Source organism: Bacillus sp. AFS002410, from assembly GCF_002556365.1.
Taxonomy (GTDB): Bacteria; Bacillota; Bacilli; order Bacillales; family Bacillaceae_G; genus Gottfriedia.
Window position 1 is genome coordinate 1 of record NZ_NUEU01000024.1, and the last position, 19,297, is coordinate 19,297.

Below are 19,297 nucleotides of genomic sequence, written 5' to 3' on the forward strand. Positions count from 1 at the left end.
AAGTTTTTTCAGCTTCCTTCACTTTTTTTAACTCATGAACCCATCATGAGTTAAGTTTTTTCAGCTTCCTTCACTTTTTTTAACTCATGAGCCCTTTATGAGTTAAATATTTTTATCTTCTTTCACTTTTTTTAACTCATGAACCCCTTATGAGTTAAATATTTTCATCTTCCTCCACTTTTTTTAACTAATGACCCCTTTATGAGTTAAATATTTTCATCTTCCTTCCCTTTTTTAACTCATGAACCCTTCATGAGTTAAATAATTTCATCTTCTTACCTTTTATAATCGCATGACCCCTTATGAGTTAAATATTTTCATCTTCTTGTCCTTTTTTAATCGCATGAACCCTTTATGTGTAAAATATTTTCTCTTTAATAAAAAAAGATGTCCCACAAAATCATGTGGGACATCTTCTTTTCAATCTATTTTTTTAATTACATTGCAACGTTATTATCACTTTCAACCACTTCTGGTTTAAACGCACGTTCCCACTTAGCAATAACAACTGCTGCTAATGAGTTACCAACAACGTTTACTGCCGTTCTAGCCATATCTAGAATACGGTCGATACCAGCAATAAATGCTAGTCCTTCAACCGGAATTCCAGCTGTACCTAATGTAGCTAATAATACTACAAATGATACTCCCGGTACTCCTGCGATACCTTTTGAAGTAACCATTAATACTAACATTAGTGAAATTTGAGCTGTGATTGATAAATGAATACCGTACATTTGAGCGATGAAAATTGCCGCTAATGCTTGGTATAAAGTTGATCCATCAAGATTGAATGAATAACCTGTTGGAATTACGAATGAAGAAATTGATCTAGGCACACCAAATTTTTCAACTTTTTCCATAATTCTTGGTAAAACTGTTTCAGAGCTTGCTGTAGAGTATGCTAAGATCAGCTCATCTTTAATTAATTTAATAAATTTAAAAATATTAACGCCTACCATTTTGGCTACTAATCCTAATACTACAACGATGAAGAATGCCATTGTTAAATAGACAGTTATGATTAATTTTCCTAATGGTATTAATGATTCTAGTCCAAATTTTGAAACTGTTACACCAATTAATGCAAATACACCAAATGGAGCAAATTTCATTATTTGATTTGTAATGTAAAACATTGTATCAGCTGTTCCTTGGAAGAATGCTAATACTGGCTTTCCTCTTTCTCCTACTGCTGTTATTCCAAGACCAAATAGAACTGAGAAAAAGATAATCGCTAACATATTCCCTTCAACAAAAGCTGAGAAAATATTTGGTGGAACAATGTTTACAAATGTATCCGCAAACCCATGACTCTTCACTTCTTTGGCTGTTTCAACATAAGTATTTATGTCTGTTTTGTGAAGAATACTCATATCTACACCAGCACCTGGTTTAACAATATTAGCTACTAATAAACCAATTAAAATCGCAACTGTTGTGATAATCTCAAAGTAAAGGATAGTTTTTCCGCCTAGGCGTCCAAGTTTTTTTGTGTCACCAACACTAGCAACACCAACAATGATACTTGATACAACGATTGGAATGACAATCATTTTAATTAATCTTAAAAAGATATCACCAATTGGTTGTAAATAATCTGCAACTTTTGGATTCCCATAAAAAATTGCACCTACAATGATCCCGATTACAAGACCAATTAAAATTTGCCATGCTAAGCCAATTTTTTTCATATTAAAAGTCCCTCCTATAGTAGAATGTTTGCCAAGTAGTAATACATTGTAAAAAAATAACAAAACCATTTAAATAGTTTAAATGGTTTTAAGCACTCTTGGCTTATTAAGATTTCGATGGAACTTTTTTAAAACCCATCTATAAACTTTTTTGAGGATTCAATTCAATATTGAACATCAAAAAAAGTATTAAAAAGATTATTTTTTTGAAAACATTTTGATATCAATTTTACTATATTTTCCAAATTATTACACTAACTTAATTCAATTCTACTAGAAAACTGAGATTTTATCAAATTTCTCTTATCTTTATTTAATCTATTTTTAATTTTCAATCTGAAAATTTACCATTAATTCATTGTCAAATAAGCAAAAAGTCGTGTATTATCGAATTCGCTCTTAAACCTTTTATTTTCAAGTAAAAAAGTAGAAAAATGTTTTAATTTTATCAAGACTTTTGTTTACGAAACTGTTCGTTTTGTTTATGATAAAAGATGAATAATTTGGTAATTTAATTTATTTTCTAATAATTGATGAAAATGCTTTCAAATCATTTTTTTGAAAGGGATTTTACATTATTTGTATAATCGGCCTTGATTATTACTAAAATAAGTTAGTAATTTATGTTGAAGAAGTGAGGTAAATTCATTGAAAACTAAAGTAAATCCTAAAGCAGTAATCGTAATTTTTGGCGCAACAGGAGATCTTGCAAAAAGAAAGCTTTTTATTTCAATATATAGATTATTTTTAAGTCAAAAAATTGATGAAGGCTTTGCGGTTGTAGGTGTTGGTAGAAGACCTTGGTCAAATGATGAGTTTCGTGAAACTGTGAAAAAATCAATTAAATCAATTGCGACTTCTGAAGAAGAAATTGAAAGCTTTTTATCTCATTTTTATTATCATCAATTTGAAGTATTAGAAGCATCATCATACATAGAATTAGGCAATTTATTAACAAACTTAGATAACCATTATTTAATTCCTGGTAACCGTATCTTCTTCCTGGCAATGGCACCTGAGTTTTTCGGTACAATTGCTCAGCAGTTAAAGAAGAATGGTTTAGCCGATACAGAAGGCTGGAGTCGAATTGTTATCGAAAAACCATTTGGACATGACTTGCCTAGCGCTATGGAATTAAATGATGAAATACGAGAAGCATTTTCAGAAAATCAAATCTACCGTATTGACCACTATTTAGGTAAAGAAATGGTTCAAAATATCGAAGTAATCCGTTTTGCGAATGCGATGTTTGAACCGCTTTGGAATAATCGATTTATTTCCAATATCCAAATTACTTCAAGTGAAATTCTTGGTGTAGAAGATCGTGGAAAATATTATGAGAATTCTGGTGCTTTGAAAGATATGGTTCAAAATCATATGCTTCAAGTTGCAGCTTTACTTGCAATGGAGCCTCCTATTAAATTAACAACCGAAGAAATTCGTAGTGAAAAAGTTAAAGTATTTAAGGCTCTTCGAAAAATTGAAGAAAACGAAGTTAAAGATTATTTTGTTCGTGGACAATACGATGCTGGTGTAATTAACGCTGAAGAAGTACCTGCATATAGAAATGAGAGCAATGTTGATCCAAATTCACAAACTGAAACATTTGTAGCAGGAAAACTTTTTATCGACAATTTTAGATGGGCAGGTGTTCCATTCTATATTCGAACAGGAAAACGAATGGCTACAAAATCTACGAAGATTATTGTACAATTCTCAGATATTCCAATGAATCTTTATTACAATACAAAAGAACCTATGTCTCCAAATTTATTGATAATACATATTCAACCAGATGAAGGCATTACTTTACAATTAAACGCAAAAAGATCTGGCTCTGAAGGATACACAAAACCAATTCAATTAACTTTTAATAATAATTGTGTTGATTGTATTAATACTCCTGAAGCATACGAGCGATTAATTTATGATTGTATGTTAGGTGATGGAACAAACTTTACACATTGGGATGAAGTAAAATACTCTTGGAGCTTTGTTGATGTGATTTCTAAAGCTTGGGACCAAAATTTAGCACCACTTACAACTTATAATTCTGGTTCAATGGGACCAAATGAAGCTGATACTTTATTGACAGTTGACGGTCATAAATGGTGGCCTGTTTCTGATCGATTAAATGAACATAAAGAATGAAATTAAAGACTAAAAAGTTCCCCCCTCTTAATGTAGAGGGGGGAACTTTTTTAGTTCATAAACAAATTAAAACTTAAAATTAAGTCCACTGAGTATGGAATTTACCTTCTTTATCAATTCGTTCATAAGTATGTGCACCAAAATAATCTCTTTGTGCTTGAATTAAGTTTGCTGGTAGCGTTTCAGTACGATAACTATCAAAATAAGCTAGTGCAGCAGAGAAACATGGAATTGGTACACCAGCCTCAATTGCTACAACGCTAATTTTACGTAATGCGCCTTGATAGCTCTCTACAATTTCTTTGAAATAAGGATCAAGTAATAAGTTTGAAAGATTCGCATCAAGATCATATGCTTCTTTAATTTTTTGTAAGAATGCCGCACGAATAATACATCCGCCTCTAAAAATCATGGCGATCTCACCGTATTTTAAATCCCAGTTATACTCATCAGATGCCGCTCTTAGCTGTGCAAATCCTTGAGCATAAGAACAAATTTTACTCATATAAAGTGCTTTACGAACATCTTCAATCAATTGCTCTTTATTTCCATTATATGAGCTAGTTGATGGACCAGATAATAACTTACTTGCTTTTACTCGTTCATCTTTCATTGCAGAAATAAATCTTGCAAACACAGACTCAGTAATAATAGAAGTTGGTACGCCTAAATCAAGTGTGCTTTGACTTGTCCATTTACCAGTTCCTTTTTGTCCTGCTGTATCTAAAATAACATCAACAAGTGGTTTACCAGTCTCTTCGTCAGTTTTTGTAAAAATATCAGCCGTTATTTCGATTAAATAACTATCTAATTCACCTTTATTCCACTCACTAAATACTTGATGTAGCTCATCAGCACTTAAGCCAAGAACATTTTTTAATAAAAAGTAAGCTTCTGAGATTAATTGCATATCTCCATATTCAATTCCATTATGAACCATTTTAACATAGTGACCTGCGCCATCTGGTCCAATATATGTTGTACAAGGCTCATTGTTTACTTTTGCAGAAATAGCTTCAAATATCGGTTTTACTAGTTCAAATGCTTCTTCTTGTCCACCAGGCATAATTGAAGGCCCCTTTAAAGCACCCTCTTCTCCACCAGAAACGCCTGTACCAATAAAATGAATTCCACTATCAGACAACATTTTATTTCTTCTTTGAGTATCTTTATAATATGTATTTCCACCGTCAATTAAAATGTCACCTTTATCAAGATGTGGTAATAACATTTCAATTGTTGAATCAGTTGGAGCACCAGCTTTTACCATAATTAATATTTTACGTGGTGTTTCAAGAGAATTTACAAATTCTTCGATTGAAAATGCTCCTACTACATTTTTTCCTTCTGATTCTTTTAAAAATTCTTCTGTTTTTTCAACTGATCGGTTATATACAGAAATTGAGAAACCTCTACTTTCAACATTTAAAGCTAGGTTTTTCCCCATTACTGCTAAACCAATAACGCCTATTTGTTGTTTAGCCAATTCAATTAGTCCCTTCTAATTAAAATTTGCAAAGGTTAGATACATAATAATTGTAAAATATTTACTATAATTAATATATCCTCCGATTAGTTTTGCTATCCTGTTAATCACCCAAAAAAGCATCTGACTAAGCAAAATCCTTGCATACCATAAACTTAAGGTCAATAATGATATTATCACAACTAGTGCGTTGAATAAATGTAAACATCAAATGTTCATTAAAATTTTATAATTTGAAAAGAAGTGAAAAAATGGTATTAAAATACAACAATAATAAGTGGATTCAACTATTACTTACTTTAATCATTGCAATTATAGGCGGAATGATCTTTCAATTAATTAACCTACCAATCCCTTGGCTTTTAGGTCCGATGTTTTTTGTACTTATTTTTTCTAAAATTAAAGGAATAAAATTAAACTGGCCAAGTCAAATTCGTGATTCTGCGATGATTATAATCGGTTATACGATTGGGCTATCATTCACTGCTTCAACTTTTATTCAAATCGGACAACAATTATCATCTATGCTTTTGATGACCTTCCTTCTAATTCTATTTACAATTGCAATTTCAATAATTATTTCAAAACTATTTAATATACATTATCCTACTGTTTTATTAGGAAGTATCCCCGGTGGCTTAAGTCAAATGATCGCCCTTGCAGAAGAAATAAAAGATGTGGATTTTACTATTGTGACTTTCCTACAAATTTCGAGACTTATGATGATTATTTTTATGATACCCCTACTAATTTTCAGCCCTTTTTTTGATACTCATAAAAATGCAATTTCAGAAGCCATACATCACTCATCAGCAAGCTGGCATGGCTTATTCCCAAATATATTTATTTTTGCGATTGCTTGTACTTTACTAGGACTATTGGGGAAGAAAATAAATTTTCCAACCGCATTACTATTAGGTCCGATGGTTGCCTCAATAATACTTAATTTATCTGGACTACATGGACCTGCATTACCATCTGTTATTTTGAACTGCTCTCAGCTAATGATGGGAAGTTATATTGGTCTATTATTGAAACCAGAAAAATTAGCTAACAAATTAAAAATAGTTTTAGTTTCAATCTTAAGTGGCGTAATTTTATTAACCTTCTCACTTTTATCTAGTATCTTTTTAACACATATTCACACCATTGATCATATAACCGCCCTATTAAGTCTAGCACCTGGCGGAATGGATCAAATGGCACTTATTGCAAAGGAAGTAGACGCGGATATAACTGTCATTATGTGCTATCAACTATTTAGAACACTTTTTATCTTTATCGTAGTCCCCTATTTATTAAGATATATTTTTAGGTCGAGGATACAGGAAAGTAAGCTTAAGCGAATCAGCAATGAATAAGAAAAAGCAAGGGGAGTTACTTTTAACGGGTTCGGTTCAGAGGGAGAAAACAGTAAATAGTATATACTTTGGAGATGTAATTCACATATGAATTGGCATCTCCTTTTCTGTTGTAATATCAATGATTATATGGAGCTTTGATGAAATTTGGACCACTAATTCGTAGATAATTTGGTATAGTACGCATAAATTTATGTGGTGCTTACGAATTGATACACTAAACCAGGTGCAATTGGACATTTAAAAGAGTGATTGAAATCCATTTATCTTAGAAAAATAAAGTATAATGGGATTATATATTTAATTCTTATTCAACTACCATGAAAAAACCTTACGGTATTCATGTGAAAAAGTGCATAACTAAAGAAGACGTCTTTATTTTATTTTTAAAAAGCGTCTAACAGTAAAAAAATATATTAGTGGTTGATGGATTAAGAGACTTCTTCGATCGATACAGAATACCCTAATTTTTCAAGTCTTCGAACTGAATAACGGACCATTGATGCTTCTTTTTGTTTGTCAAAATAATCTTCTCCTAAGTCTCTGTACATTTCTTTCCTGGTCAGAAGATAATAGGCGATTCTTAACATGGCATGTGCTACTACTATTCCTGCTCTTTTCCTACCCTTTCGTGCTGCTGTTCTTCGATACATTGCTCCAAGGTAGTTTTTGGATGCACCTACTGAATGTGCGGCTTCAGTTAAGGCTGATTTTAAATACTTGTTGCCTTTTTTTGATTTAGTTGATTTTCTTTTTCCAGCGCTTTCATTATGTCCAGGAACTAATGCTGCCCAGGAACATAATCGGGGTGCACTTCCAAACTGGTTTTCTAAATCTGTTCCAATTTCGGCTAGTATCTGTTCAGCCATACGTGTAGCGATACCAGGGATTGAGTCCAGTCGTTCTATGTCTTCTTGATAAGAACTTACTCTCTGTGTTACTTCTGAATCGAGTTTTTCAATTTGTTCAGTTAGAAAATCAATGTGAGTTAATATTGTTTTCAGCAGCATACGTTGATGAGGATTAACATACCCTCGTAGAGCGAGCTCAAGTTCATCTTTTTTGCGTTTCAATGAGCGACGAGCCATACCTGCTAGTTTCGTAGGATCTTCTTCGCCATCTGCAATGGCGTTAAGCATTTCTTTAGCTGAAACACCCATAATATCGGAAACAACAGAGCCTAATTTAATATTTGCACCTTCCAGTACTTTTTGTATTCTATTAAGTTGTCGAGAGCGTTCTTCAATAATACTTCGACGATATCGAACCAGTTCTCGTAACTCTCGTTGATTTCGATCGGGAACGTAGCTAGCTGTCAATAATCCATGGCGGAGAAGTTGAGCGATCCATTCAGCATCTTTTACGTCAGTTTTTCGTCCAGGAACAGCTTTCATATGTTGCGCATTGACGACAAAGAACTCTAATTCTTCAGCTTCAATCAGATTAACAATGGGTTTCCAATACACCCCTGTACTTTCCATAGCGACATGAGTACATCCATGTGACCTTATCCAATCCATCAGTTTAATTAAAAAAATCGTCTTCGTAGAAAACGTTTGAATCTCCTTTCCTCCAGGTGTCATAATACATGCGGTAATGTTGTCCTTATGAACATCCATTCCGCAAACTCGTTCAATGATAACTTCCATTGAATACATCCTTCCTATGGCTTTAAAAATAGAGGCTGGTGCAATAATCAGAATAGGATTAATCTACCATGAGTGCTTCCCGTAAGGGAGCGACAGTCTGTGATGCACCGTGATCGTTGGAGTCAGACTAAATGTTGGGCTCTAATGGCACCATAGTTGCTCGACCTTCCTCACCCAGCCATAGAAGCAGTATTGACGGTTTTAATTCTTTTTCATTCGCTGTGGTGCAGCGCGAGCGCTGCATGGGTGGCTAAATGGCAGTTTAGTTCAATAAGAAATCGTATAAACGTTATTAAATCAGGAATAAAATAACCCGACTTTAAATTAAAGGTATGAGAATATATATTGTAGAACTTATCAATTTAAGGAGGTGTAAGGATGAAAAAAATAATTATGGTTTTAGTTCTTATTTCTACTTTCGTTTTTTTATTGGTAGGTTGCAAGCCAGAAGGAAAGGGAGATTTAACAAGAGTGGATGTCTTTATAGAAAATAAAGACGAAATTATCATTGAGGATGAAGATACTTTAACTTTAATTAAAGATTTATCTAAACAAATTAAATGGGAACCAAATACAGTTCCAAGTATGGCTAGAAAAGAGGATACAAAAGCTGTTTTCTTTTATGAAGTAGAAAAAGGTATGCCTGAACGATTATATGAATATTCAATTTGGTTCAATGAGTCTGGTACAGCAACAATTATTAGTGATGATAAAAAAGAAGGTTACGGTGAGTTAGATAAAAATAACGCTAAAGCCTTAAAAAAATACTTGTTGAACTAACGCATGCGTTAGTTGTACAACATGAGCTGCTTTGGCAGCTCTATTTTTATTCAACAAAATGTCATTTAGTTCAATAAGAAAAAATAGAATTGATATATTTTCGCAAAACTAGAACCATGTCAATTTACCTTATAATAAATAAAAGAGTTTTTATTAGAAATTATTTAACTATTAATAAAAACTGACAATGAGAGGATGATATTGAGTTGGTAAAATTTTGCTTTATATTAGGAGGGATTTGTTTACTTCTTTCAGGTGTATTTATCGGAGCATTTCAATCCCCTGACCAACAACGAGTAGTAAAAGAAGATTTTTTAAAATTAGGTCACTTTAATAAGTTTAAATTTTCTGTTTGGACTGGAATTATTGGTGTTTTTTTCATTGGTGTTGGGACATTAGTTTATTATATATAATACAACTAACGCATGCTTTAGTTCTACAACATTTACTAAAGGCTGTCTAAATAGACAGCCTTTTTTTATTAATCAACATTTTATTTTAACAGAAACTTTATTTATAACTTTGCAAAGTAATCAGTAAGTTTTTTATTTTCAATATCGCGTAAACGCTTATTTTCTTCTTCGAGTAATTTATTCTTTTTCTCCAATTTTTCAATTCTCCTTCTAAGGGAACCGATTATAGCGTTTTGATTATTTTCATCTCGTTTTATGCGTGATTCTACAAATGCTTTTTCCTGTTGATTTCTCAAGAAATTGATACGTTCTTTAATCTCTGAATGATTGTAAAGCGTTGCTTTGCTTACTCCGGCTTCCTGTGCCACGCTATTAAAGTTAATTGCTTTAGCACTCCTTGTAAGACGTTTAATAGCTTCCTCCACCTTACTCATGGTCGCTTTCTTTCTATTCTCATGAATCTGCTTCATTTGCACCTCACGGTCAAAATTAGCCATGGTAAACACCTTTCTTCTTCTTACTTTCTAATTGTCTTTTCATACGTTCGAAACGTCCAAAAATAACATTTCCATTTTTTATTGTTTCGTAAATATCCTGGTATCTCTTTAAGTTCTTTTCGTTTGTTTCGACCATATCTTGACGATTATACTCCTTAGATGATTCAATCATTTTTATTGCACTTTCTATATGAAGTTCATACTTTTTTATGTCAAAACTAGTCATACCGACAGCTAGGTCAAAACAAGGCTTACCATCGTTTGCTGTAAGGCAGGGAGGCTCTGCTGCTAATGGACAATTCCCGTTAATTCTAGCTCGACAAGTCCCGTAAGGGTTATCTATGGCGTTTAGCTTTTCATCTTTCCACAACATTTCTAGAATATCCTCAGGGATTTCTTCTATCTCTGAGACTTGATGGATTTTTCCATTGAGGTCAAAAGAAAATACACCTTGTTTTATAACTTTCTCGAATTCCTTACGTTTTGTATCATCCAATATACGTGCATATCGCATCGTCATTTCAGGAGAAGCATGAGCCAATAGTTCCTGTACAATTAAAATATCAGCTCCACCATTTAACATTTTTACTGCAAATGTATGTCTAAATTGGTGTGTTGTGAAGTGGAAGCCTTTCCCTAATTCGTCAGTAATATTCTTTTCCATTGCTAGTTTGTTGAGTTTGTCTCGTACCCAACCTTGAAAAAATGGTTTACCCTTACGGGAACCACGGTAACGAACGAAAATGTATTTGTCTGGATTATTATCTTCATTGCTGAATTTCAATGAATTATGTATTAGCACAGCGATTACATTTGCTAATTGCTTGTCAATTGGGACTTTATGACCTATTACATATGTTTTTTCAATATCAGTTCGAATAGAATATTTACCGTTTAAGCGAACTAAACAGTCTTGTTTTAATCCCAATACATCACTTATACGTAATCCACTTTTGAATGCCACCCATACAATCGGTTGTACATCCTTATGAAGATAGTCAATGTGCTCAAAAAGTTGCTCCAAAACATGGTCGGGAATGTATTTAATATCGTCATCAGATTTCTTATCAAGCATTGGATAATCCTCAGAATAAAGTAATTTTGACGATGATATCTCAGGTGCGATACTATAATCGTAACGTTGAATATCTTTCAAAAATGTATAAACTAAAACGAGATTATTAAATATATATTTCTTCGGATTAGCATTTTTATTTTTTATATTATTATGGGCGTGATGACGAAGGAACTCCAAATATTTCTCAATATGTAGTCTTGTAAGACCATTTAAACTACTCCAATTTGGTTCTAATTCGCTAATAAAATTAAAGAACCTCGGAACACTGAGTGAATATCCTTGTGCAGTTGACACTGCAAATTTCACACCACCTAATAATCTAGTTTTAATATATTTTTTTAAATGCTGTCTAAAAACCGCGTTTCTAATATTTGTAAAATCAATATAATAATTGGCTTTTGATTGGTTGTAATCCAATCCATATTTAGCATTCAAAACTCGAATATCCCATCTATCTTTCACCCATTCTTCACGGGTATCAGTTAGGTTGAATAACTTCATAAACACTGAACTGAAGAAACCTACTATTGCTGTTTTAGCCTCGTATTCAACATTTAATTTTATGACTGTTTGAGTTGTTTTTACACCTTTGTTATTCAACCACCAAATCCACTCTTTTTCAGCTTTATCAATATCTAAATCAAGTAAGGAAGAGAGGGAAGTATGTTCTTCACTTAGGAATATAAGCAACTTATTTATAAATGAAGTGTAATTATTTAAACTACTAAAACTCAGTTCATCGCTAAACAATTTATGATAAAAAACAAATTTAATTTCTAAGCAGATGTTATGATTTTCTGTAGAGAAATTTATAGTTTTTCTTCTACTTTTGTATTTGTTAAATTGTTCATGAAAATTAGGAATTTTACCAATTACGTTAACGTCCCAAACGTCATTGACTAAAAAGTAATCATCTTTCACAAATCCTCTTTTTACCATACCATCACTGGAAATATTCTTAACCTCGTAAGAGGAGAGGGTTGTTGTGATTAAGTCCCAATATTCGCTTTGTGGGAGTGGATTATTTGCTATGATTTTATGCAATCATTTTCCTCCTAAAATACTAATCTAGCTTTAAAAGGGAACTACTTTTTCAGGTATTCCTGATTGCAAGTTATTCTCTTTTTGCTCTTTACTTTGTCCGATTTCGAAGGCAATAGAAGCTTTCTCCCAATCCTTACGGATATCATCTTCGGATGGATGAACGTATAGGTTAATAGTTGTTTGAATTTGTGCATGACCTAGACGCTCTTGTACCATTTTGATGTTTTTCGTTTGAAGATAATACATCGTTCCATGCGTGTGCCGAAATAAATGCGGTGTAATATGTATGCCTGTTTTTCTTTCAATTTCTTTAAAAGTGGAATAGACATCGGAATAGGTTAGGGGGGCTCCAACATTATTCCCCCAAATCTTTATAAACACAAAGTTATGGTCTGGATTATATTCATCAATAACTTCGTATAAATAATCATCATATAAATCCATAAGTCCTTGAGAGATGTCTAATTTTCTTTCTCCAGTTTTCAACTTACCCCCATTAGGTAATTCACCTCTATCGGTCAGATGAATTTTGTGCCTCCTTTGTTTAGCATCAAATTTAAAGTCCTCCAGAAACAGTGAAAGGACTTCACCGATGCGCAAACCACTTTCAAACAACAATCGCACTAGAAACCTATCCCTAATGTTCGTGGTTTTCTCATAGATTTCATTAACTTCTTCCTTTGTAAATATCTTTACTCTTTCTCTAGGTTCATTTAGTTTAAGGATATTTTTAGATTGTGGTTTACCCGCATTTACATGATGTAAGAAACCTTTGTACCCATTTCCTCCAGCTCCTACAAAGACCTTCTTCATCAACTTTTCAACAATTTCTGAATCGATTAAATCATAACGATACAGATAATCATAAAATGATATAACTGCCGTAAGGTAATTGTTTACTGTTTTCTCACTACGTCTAGCTTTTGTTTTCTGATAGGCTACTACTTTATTACTTTCGTAGGGATTTCTTAACCACGCAACAAAGTTGGATAACTGTTCGAAGTTTACTTGATGATAATCAAGCCCTGTTTGTTCTAAAAAAGTAAAGTAAAATTTCAAAGCCACACAGTAAGTCTTTAAAGTGTTACTGCTCCTTTCATTCGTATGGAGGTTTTTCATAAACTTATTAACAGGTTCAATAGGATTTCCGTTTGAATCGATTAAGAGATAAACCCTTCTATTGTCAACTAGTATTTCCTCCCGTTTCATTTAATCACCTCAATCAATCTATAGATTTCATAAGCGAGGCTAATTCTTACACATTCTCTAAATTTATATATTTATTCTTATATTTTAAAATATACTTGTATTTCTGTAAAAGAAATCCACTCATTTAAAGAATTTTAAAATATATTAAGGTCCTCGCACTTCGTTCTGCGGAGTGCTGTCCTCGCACGGAGGCTTTGTCCCCTAATCCAAACTAAACTTCACTAGTCTCACATTTTAAACATTGTGTACTATTTTTTTTATCAATAATTAATTAATCTAAAATGACAAAAAAAAGGATAATTAGTCCTCATACTGAACTAATTATCCTATGATTTATTATCTTAATTTAATCATTAATAGGTGGCTTTTTTGAATTAGTTGCTGTTAGGGTCAGTGTCGTCGTGATATGTACTGCCACCAGTTTGAGCATTAAATGTCCAGTCAACTTTAAGCTTGTCGCCTTGGAACTCGTTTTGGTTTTCTCCACTATCAACAAATTCGAATAATACGAAAATCTTTTCATTTTGTCCTGCAGCAATCCCATCCGGATCTTTTGTACTACCAACAAATTGATTAATTGCTGTTAAATCTGGAGTTTGATTTTGTAAATCATATAATGTTGTATCAACGATCTCATTTGTAGCACTGCTAGTGTTATACATAATAGTCACTTTAATATTCTTAGCTAAATCTTCAGTGTTATCACCTTTTACGTCTTCAATTTGATATTTAGTGTTTAATAAAACTTTATTAATATCTAAAGTACCATTGTTTTCTAGTGTGAATTCACGATAAACTTCGTCACCAGGTTTTAAGTTACTAATATTGACTACTGCTTTTGGATTCATCCCTAAGTCTAATGTACCTGCTGCAAATGTATTATCAGTTTTAATTGTGTCACTGAAATATGCAAAAGTACCCCCACTAATTAATGATAAACCCATAGCCCCACTCATAACAACTTGACCAATTCGCTTAGTAAAACTCATTTCTTTTCCCCCTTAAGGTTATATTTATTAAACTCTTAAGCTCTTATTTTGTACTTAAGAGAACTAACCAACTTCATCCTGCTGTTTTTTGTTCAAACTCTTTTCTTAATTGGAACAAATTGCGTATTGCAAAAAGAGTTAAAAGAATACCCGGAACGATTAACAATAGTGCTGATCCAGCTTTTGAGCTTACGAAATTTAGTGCATAACCTATATATGGAATCGTAAAATTAGAATATTTACCTAAAATATTCTGAGGATACACAGTCCATAGGTCTTGGGCGTTATTGTTATCACCCTTCGTTTTATATGAAATTTCACCATCTTTTTGATGGACGGCTGCTATTCTGTGAGTGATTAACTTATTGTCCATGTGAAAGGTAACAATGTCGCCTTTTTGATAAGATGATGGATTTGCTCCTAATTTAACAGCGATAATTGATCCGGTATGGAAGGTTGGTTCCATTGATCCAGATAAAACTGCCTTTAATTGGTAACCTAACATAGTAGATTCTCCACCTGTAAACCTTGAAGAAATTACGATAAATGCTAAGAAACACAAGATGACTAAAAAAATACTTTTTAAAATATTTCCTACAATTGATAAAATTTTCTTCAACATTAGATATCACCTATTCATTTTGAGATGTATTGTTAGAATTATCTGAAGTTTCATTTTGGACTGATTCTACATCAGTGTGTGAAGCATTGATATTCTCAGTATTATTTCGTGAAATCCCAATGCCGTCTTTTTTCTTCTCATTACCTTCATTTTGGACTGATTCTACATCAGGGTGCGGAGCATTGATATTCTCAGTATTATTTCGCGAATCCCCAATGCCGTCTTTTTTCTTCTCATTACCTTCATTTTGGTCTGACTCTAAATTAGTTTGTGAAGTAGTGTTGTTCTGCGCATTATTTTGAGAATCATCAATATTGGCCTTTTTTTCTTCGTTACCTTCATTTAGGTTTAATTGAATGTCAGCTTTAATCTTGTCTATTTTTTCAAGATTGATTGATTCATTTACTTGAAGGATCAGTTGATTCATCACTTCGTAACCCTTCCTTTCATATTCATAGCTGTTGCGGTCTACCTCTTGAAGCTCGTGAACTTGTTTATGGTAGGAATTCATTTGCTCTTGAATTCTATGTAGACTTTTAATTTCATCATTTAGTTCATGTTCCTCATTAAGAACATTAGTAAGTAATTTGGACATTTCAGAGTCTGTACCAATAGGTGAAGTTTTCAAAATCGACTCATATAAATGATTAGCCTTTGTTGAATGATCTTTGGCTGCTATTACTAGTTGCTGAATCGTTTTTGGAAACACAATTGCTGCTGAAATGACTTGTTCTGATGAAGCTCGACTAGAAAATGATGCCTCCGTTTGACCAACTGTTTGCATTGCTAAGTAAAATTGAATCGAACATAAACTTATTATTATAGAGACTTTTTTCATTGCTTGTTTTTCACTCCTTTGCAAAAAGCCCTGTTGAAATTCATTATTGCTCAATTGTCAGAAAATTGAAACCGGGTTATTTTCGGGTCAATGCCTAGTAGTTTTTTGTCGAAATTAGTCACTAATAGGGCGAAAAGCTAAAGAAACACGCGAAAAAGAACCCGACTTGTACATATTGATTTAATTTTGAATTTTCTCAATAATGAAAATTGCAGTCGCAACACAAATTAAATAAGGGGTGAAAGTTTTGAAAATGAAAAAAGAGAAAAGAATGAGAAGAAAAGCAATTCCGGCAGTAATGGCATTAACTGTAGCATTTGGAGGCGGGCTAACTACATTACCTTCATTTGTAAATGTAAAAGCAAGTGCAGCAACAGTAAATCAAGCTTTAAGTAAGGAAGAAGTTGTAAAATCATTTCTGAATTCAAAAGTGGATGGTCTAGCGAGATCAGGTTCTACATGGGAACAATTTAAAATCGTTAGTGAAGAAGCTGACAGTAAAACAAATACTTACCATGTAAGGACGGTTGAACAGTACAAAGGAATTCCAATATATGGATCAGGACAAGCTGTAGCGCTAGACGCAAATAACAATGTATATGCATCTTTTGGTAATGTAACTCAAAAATTAGCTCGTACAATTATTCCGACTGAAGCAGCTATTTCTAAGGAAGATGCTGAAGCAACTGCTAAAGAGAGCATAGAATCTCAAATTGGGAATGTTACAAATTATGATGGAGTTGATACTGAATTAACAATCTATCCACATAATGGAAAGTATTATTTAGCATATTTAGTTAAAGCTTCAACCTCTGTACCAGCACCTGGATATTTCCATTATTTTGTGGATGCTACTAATGGAGAAATAATCAACAACTTCGATGCAATTGACAATTTAGCAGATCCAGCAAAACTTACTGTTGCGGTTGGTAGAGGTTTAGACGTATTTGGTAAAATGCAGACATTCCCTGTAGGAAAAGACACTTCAACTGGTACTAGCTATTTATATGGTGGATCAATTGCTGGTGGTACTACAACAGCACCAAATATCGTGCCACTTGCAACTTTCGATGCTCATCGTATGGGGGAAACTCCATTTATTCTTCTTTCAGCACTATTAGGATTTACAGGATTTGAAATAGGAACGAATAGTTCAACTAATTTCTTCTATGATCCTGCTGCAGTTTCAGCTCAAATGAACTCTGATAAGGTAAACAAGTATTATCAAACTGTTCACAAGCGTAACAGTTTAGACAATAAGGGAATGACGTTAATAAGCACTGTTCACATCGGTGCAAAATGGAATAACGCAGCTTGGAACGGAAAGCAAATGCTATATGGAGATGGTGATGGAATTGTTCTTGGTTCATTAGCAGGCGGACTAGACGTTACAGGTCACGAAATGACACATGGTGTAATTTCAAATACTGCAAACCTTACATATGAAGGTGAGTCTGGTGCAATCAATGAATCATTGGCAGATATTTTTGGTGCATTAGCAGAAATGAATGCTGCAGGTGCTACATCTCCGTCTGATTGGGAAATGGGTGAAGATATCTACACTCCTACAAAAGATGGTGATGGAGGACTTCGTTCATTAAGCAACCCAAAATCTAAGTCCCTTAGTTCTATTTATGGATTAAAGGATAATAAATATCCAGATAATTACGCTGATCGTTATTTAGGTACAGAAGATAAAGGTGGCGTACACATCAACAGTAGTATCAACAATAAAGCTGCATATTTAATCGCTGAAGGTGGCACACATAATGGCATAACAGTAACTAAGCTGCAGCGTACAGTAGCGGAGAAAATCTATTACCGTGCATTAACAATGTATTTAACACCTTCTTCTGGTTTCAAAGAAATGCGCGAAGCTGCAATTCAAGCTGCGCGTGATCTATATCCAGATAGCAAAACTACTGGTCTACCATCAACACAAACAAAAGCAGTAATGGATGCATATGATGCTGTTGGTGTTAAATAATTTTTCCTGTTAGTCCGTAAAAGTAGTATTAAAATACTATATTTATAATTGGTTTTTCATTAAAAAAACTTAATAAATAGTGACGATATAACTATTAAAAAATGGTTAATATGTAGTATATTTAGTATAAATTTTAGGATAGGGGGAGCATTCAATGATCGAAGGAGAAGTAATTAGATTTTATCGCACAAAAGCCGGACTAACACAAGAAGAACTAGGAAAAGGAATTTGCTCTTCCAAGCATGTAGGGAAAATTGAGCGAGGAACTACATCTTATTCCTCTGAGATTATTACCTTATTTTCTGAACGATTACAAATTGATATTCGAAAAGAAATTGCTAACTTTGAAAAGCTTGAAAAGAAACTACAAAATTGGCATACAGCAATTATTAAACTTAGAATGAAGGAAGTTGAATCATATAAAAATGAGCTGGAAGAAAGCCCATTTATTAATTCATCAAGATATGATGCGCTATATCAATTACTTCTAGCAAGATATTATCTCTTACAAAACGATTTTAAGAACATTATTACGATTATTCAAAGTTTACAAAGAAACTATAAGGACCTACCTCCTTTTGAAAGAAATCTCCTTTTGCACGTAATAGGAAATTATTATTTAGGTAATTACAATAACTCAAGTACAGAGAACCACCATAAAGCAATACAAGCTTTAAAGAAGATTGATATTAATGAGTACGGCAATCCTGAGTACTACTATCACTTAGCAATGGCCTATGCATGGACTGATTCTAAAGTTATGGCATATGTATATGCAGAAAAAGCACTTAATCATTTTAAAGAAACAAGTAACTATTTACGCGCCATAAATGCTGAATCAGTTATGCTTTTACAAGCTAGCACAGATGTACATATAGATTTTAAAAAATTAAAACGATCGTATAAAAACTTAATCCATGACAGTGAAGCTCTTAATGCACCAGATAAAACGGGAATGTTGTTAAATAACTTTGCATTGGAATATTATAAAAGAAAAGAGTATGAAAAAGCGCAAAAATATTATAAAGCAGCGCTACAATTGGAGAAAAAGCCTTCTGTAATCTATCTTCAACGACTGAATAATTATCTGAAAAGTTCATTTGAAGGCAAATTAATGCGAAAATCTGCCTTATTAAATAGTGCTCAAAAGGGGCTAACAATTGCAGAGGATCTAAACAATCAACACTATCAAGTACTTTTTACATTACTAATCTATGCCATTGAAAATAAAACGAAAGAATCTATTGAGTACACAGAAAAGACAGCTTTTCCTTATTTTAAATCACGCAATCATACAGTTCTAATGAAAAGATATGGTAAGCAGTTGTATGATTATTATGTAAAAGAAAAAGAGTTTGAGAAGGCCGTTGAAATGTCTAACTACTTAATGGGTACAGTTAAACTAGATAACTAAAGGCCAGTTAAGGGAGAGTTCTTTTGTTTCACATTAAAAAAGGATCAATACGTAAATGCCAATTTTAGGTATAAGTATAAGTGTT

At 33.0% G+C, this 19,297-nt stretch carries 15 protein-coding genes; 6 read left to right on the forward strand and 9 right to left on the reverse strand.

Features of this window, described 5'->3' with window-relative positions; translation table 11 throughout:
* Positions 1 to 437 precede the first annotated feature (437 nt).
* Positions 438 to 1,694: a cation:dicarboxylate symporter family transporter gene (locus CN692_RS15680; RefSeq protein ID WP_098120110.1), complete on the reverse strand. Its 1,257-nt coding sequence runs from the start codon at positions 1,692 to 1,694 to the stop codon at positions 438 to 440.
* A 648-nt stretch (positions 1,695 to 2,342) separates the two neighbouring features.
* Here CN692_RS15680 and zwf point away from each other — a divergent pair.
* Entirely contained in the window at positions 2,343 to 3,845 is a 1,503-nt protein-coding gene (zwf, locus tag CN692_RS15685; RefSeq protein ID WP_098120111.1) for a glucose-6-phosphate dehydrogenase, read from the forward strand.
* 79 nt (positions 3,846 to 3,924) lie between these two features.
* On the opposite strand, the gene gndA is transcribed toward zwf, so the two are convergent.
* Positions 3,925 to 5,331, reverse strand: coding sequence for an NADP-dependent phosphogluconate dehydrogenase (gene gndA / locus CN692_RS15690; RefSeq protein WP_098120112.1), 1,407 nt, complete (start codon positions 5,329 to 5,331; stop codon positions 3,925 to 3,927).
* 251 nt (positions 5,332 to 5,582) lie between these two features.
* Between gndA and CN692_RS15695 the strand changes: the two genes are divergently transcribed.
* Positions 5,583 to 6,692, forward strand: a complete 1,110-nt coding sequence (locus CN692_RS15695) for an AbrB family transcriptional regulator (protein ID WP_098120113.1) — start codon at positions 5,583 to 5,585, stop codon at positions 6,690 to 6,692.
* A gap of 431 nt (positions 6,693 to 7,123) precedes the next feature.
* Here CN692_RS15695 and CN692_RS15700 read toward each other — a convergent pair whose 3' ends face one another.
* The gene (locus CN692_RS15700; RefSeq protein ID WP_098120114.1) at positions 7,124 to 8,341 is read right to left on the reverse strand and encodes an IS110 family transposase; all 1,218 of its coding nucleotides are present in this window, start codon (positions 8,339 to 8,341) and stop codon (positions 7,124 to 7,126) included.
* Between the two features lie 378 nt (positions 8,342 to 8,719).
* On the opposite strand from CN692_RS15700, the gene CN692_RS15705 reads away from it, so the two are divergent.
* Positions 8,720 to 9,121, forward strand: coding sequence for a hypothetical protein (locus tag CN692_RS15705; RefSeq protein WP_098120115.1), 402 nt, complete (start codon positions 8,720 to 8,722; stop codon positions 9,119 to 9,121).
* 206 nt (positions 9,122 to 9,327) lie between these two features.
* Positions 9,328 to 9,534 (forward strand): hypothetical protein, encoded by a 207-nt coding sequence (locus CN692_RS15710; RefSeq protein ID WP_098120116.1) that lies wholly within the window; start codon positions 9,328 to 9,330, stop codon positions 9,532 to 9,534.
* 101 nt (positions 9,535 to 9,635) lie between these two features.
* Here the strand turns inward: CN692_RS15710 and CN692_RS15715 are convergent, their stop codons facing one another.
* From CN692_RS15715 to CN692_RS15740, 6 genes are all read right to left on the reverse strand, one after another.
* Entirely contained in the window at positions 9,636 to 10,031 is a 396-nt protein-coding gene (locus CN692_RS15715) for a DUF6262 family protein (protein WP_098120117.1), read from the reverse strand.
* Entirely contained in the window at positions 10,024 to 12,153 is a 2,130-nt protein-coding gene (locus tag CN692_RS15720; protein WP_098120118.1) for a tyrosine-type recombinase/integrase, read from the reverse strand. Before CN692_RS15720 ends, CN692_RS15715 begins: the two co-directional genes overlap by 8 nt.
* 30 nt (positions 12,154 to 12,183) lie before the next feature.
* Positions 12,184 to 13,362, reverse strand: a complete 1,179-nt coding sequence (locus CN692_RS15725; protein WP_098120119.1) for a tyrosine-type recombinase/integrase — start codon at positions 13,360 to 13,362, stop codon at positions 12,184 to 12,186.
* A 374-nt stretch (positions 13,363 to 13,736) separates the two neighbouring features.
* Positions 13,737 to 14,351 carry a TasA family protein gene (locus CN692_RS15730; protein ID WP_098120120.1) on the reverse strand — a complete coding sequence of 205 codons (615 nt, stop codon included), beginning with the start codon at positions 14,349 to 14,351 and terminating at the stop codon, positions 13,737 to 13,739.
* Between the two features lie 73 nt (positions 14,352 to 14,424).
* Positions 14,425 to 14,970, reverse strand: coding sequence for a signal peptidase I SipW (sipW, locus tag CN692_RS15735; protein ID WP_373605041.1), 546 nt, complete (start codon positions 14,968 to 14,970; stop codon positions 14,425 to 14,427).
* A gap of 13 nt (positions 14,971 to 14,983) precedes the next feature.
* Entirely contained in the window at positions 14,984 to 15,811 is an 828-nt protein-coding gene (locus CN692_RS15740; protein WP_098120122.1) for a DUF4047 domain-containing protein, read from the reverse strand.
* 271 nt (positions 15,812 to 16,082) lie between these two features.
* On the opposite strand from CN692_RS15740, the gene CN692_RS15745 reads away from it, so the two are divergent.
* Both CN692_RS15745 and CN692_RS15750 read left to right on the forward strand, forming a co-directional pair.
* Positions 16,083 to 17,798: a M4 family metallopeptidase gene (locus CN692_RS15745; protein WP_098120154.1), complete on the forward strand. Its 1,716-nt coding sequence runs from the start codon at positions 16,083 to 16,085 to the stop codon at positions 17,796 to 17,798.
* A gap of 154 nt (positions 17,799 to 17,952) precedes the next feature.
* Positions 17,953 to 19,212 carry a helix-turn-helix domain-containing protein gene (locus CN692_RS15750; protein ID WP_098120123.1) on the forward strand — a complete coding sequence of 420 codons (1,260 nt, stop codon included), beginning with the start codon at positions 17,953 to 17,955 and terminating at the stop codon, positions 19,210 to 19,212.
* Positions 19,213 to 19,297 lie beyond the last annotated feature (85 nt).

Excerpts from the sequence above, each read along its gene's own strand:
- CN692_RS15680 (WP_098120110.1), bottom strand. The coding sequence starts at position 1,694 with ATGAAAAAAATTGGCTTAGCATGGCAAATTTTAATTGGTCTTGTAATC.
- CN692_RS15695 (WP_098120113.1), top strand. The coding sequence starts at position 5,583 with ATGGTATTAAAATACAACAATAATAAGTGGATTCAACTATTACTTACT.
- CN692_RS15700 (WP_098120114.1), bottom strand. The coding sequence starts at position 8,341 with ATGGAAGTTATCATTGAACGAGTTTGCGGAATGGATGTTCATAAGGAC.
- CN692_RS15705 (WP_098120115.1), top strand. The coding sequence starts at position 8,720 with ATGAAAAAAATAATTATGGTTTTAGTTCTTATTTCTACTTTCGTTTTT.
- CN692_RS15715 (WP_098120117.1), bottom strand. The coding sequence starts at position 10,031 with ATGGCTAATTTTGACCGTGAGGTGCAAATGAAGCAGATTCATGAGAAT.
- CN692_RS15725 (WP_098120119.1), bottom strand. The coding sequence starts at position 13,362 with ATGAAACGGGAGGAAATACTAGTTGACAATAGAAGGGTTTATCTCTTA.
- CN692_RS15730 (WP_098120120.1), bottom strand. The coding sequence starts at position 14,351 with ATGAGTTTTACTAAGCGAATTGGTCAAGTTGTTATGAGTGGGGCTATG.
- CN692_RS15740 (WP_098120122.1), bottom strand. The coding sequence starts at position 15,811 with ATGAAAAAAGTCTCTATAATAATAAGTTTATGTTCGATTCAATTTTAC.
- CN692_RS15745 (WP_098120154.1), top strand. The coding sequence starts at position 16,083 with ATGAGAAGAAAAGCAATTCCGGCAGTAATGGCATTAACTGTAGCATTT.
- CN692_RS15750 (WP_098120123.1), top strand. The coding sequence starts at position 17,953 with ATGATCGAAGGAGAAGTAATTAGATTTTATCGCACAAAAGCCGGACTA.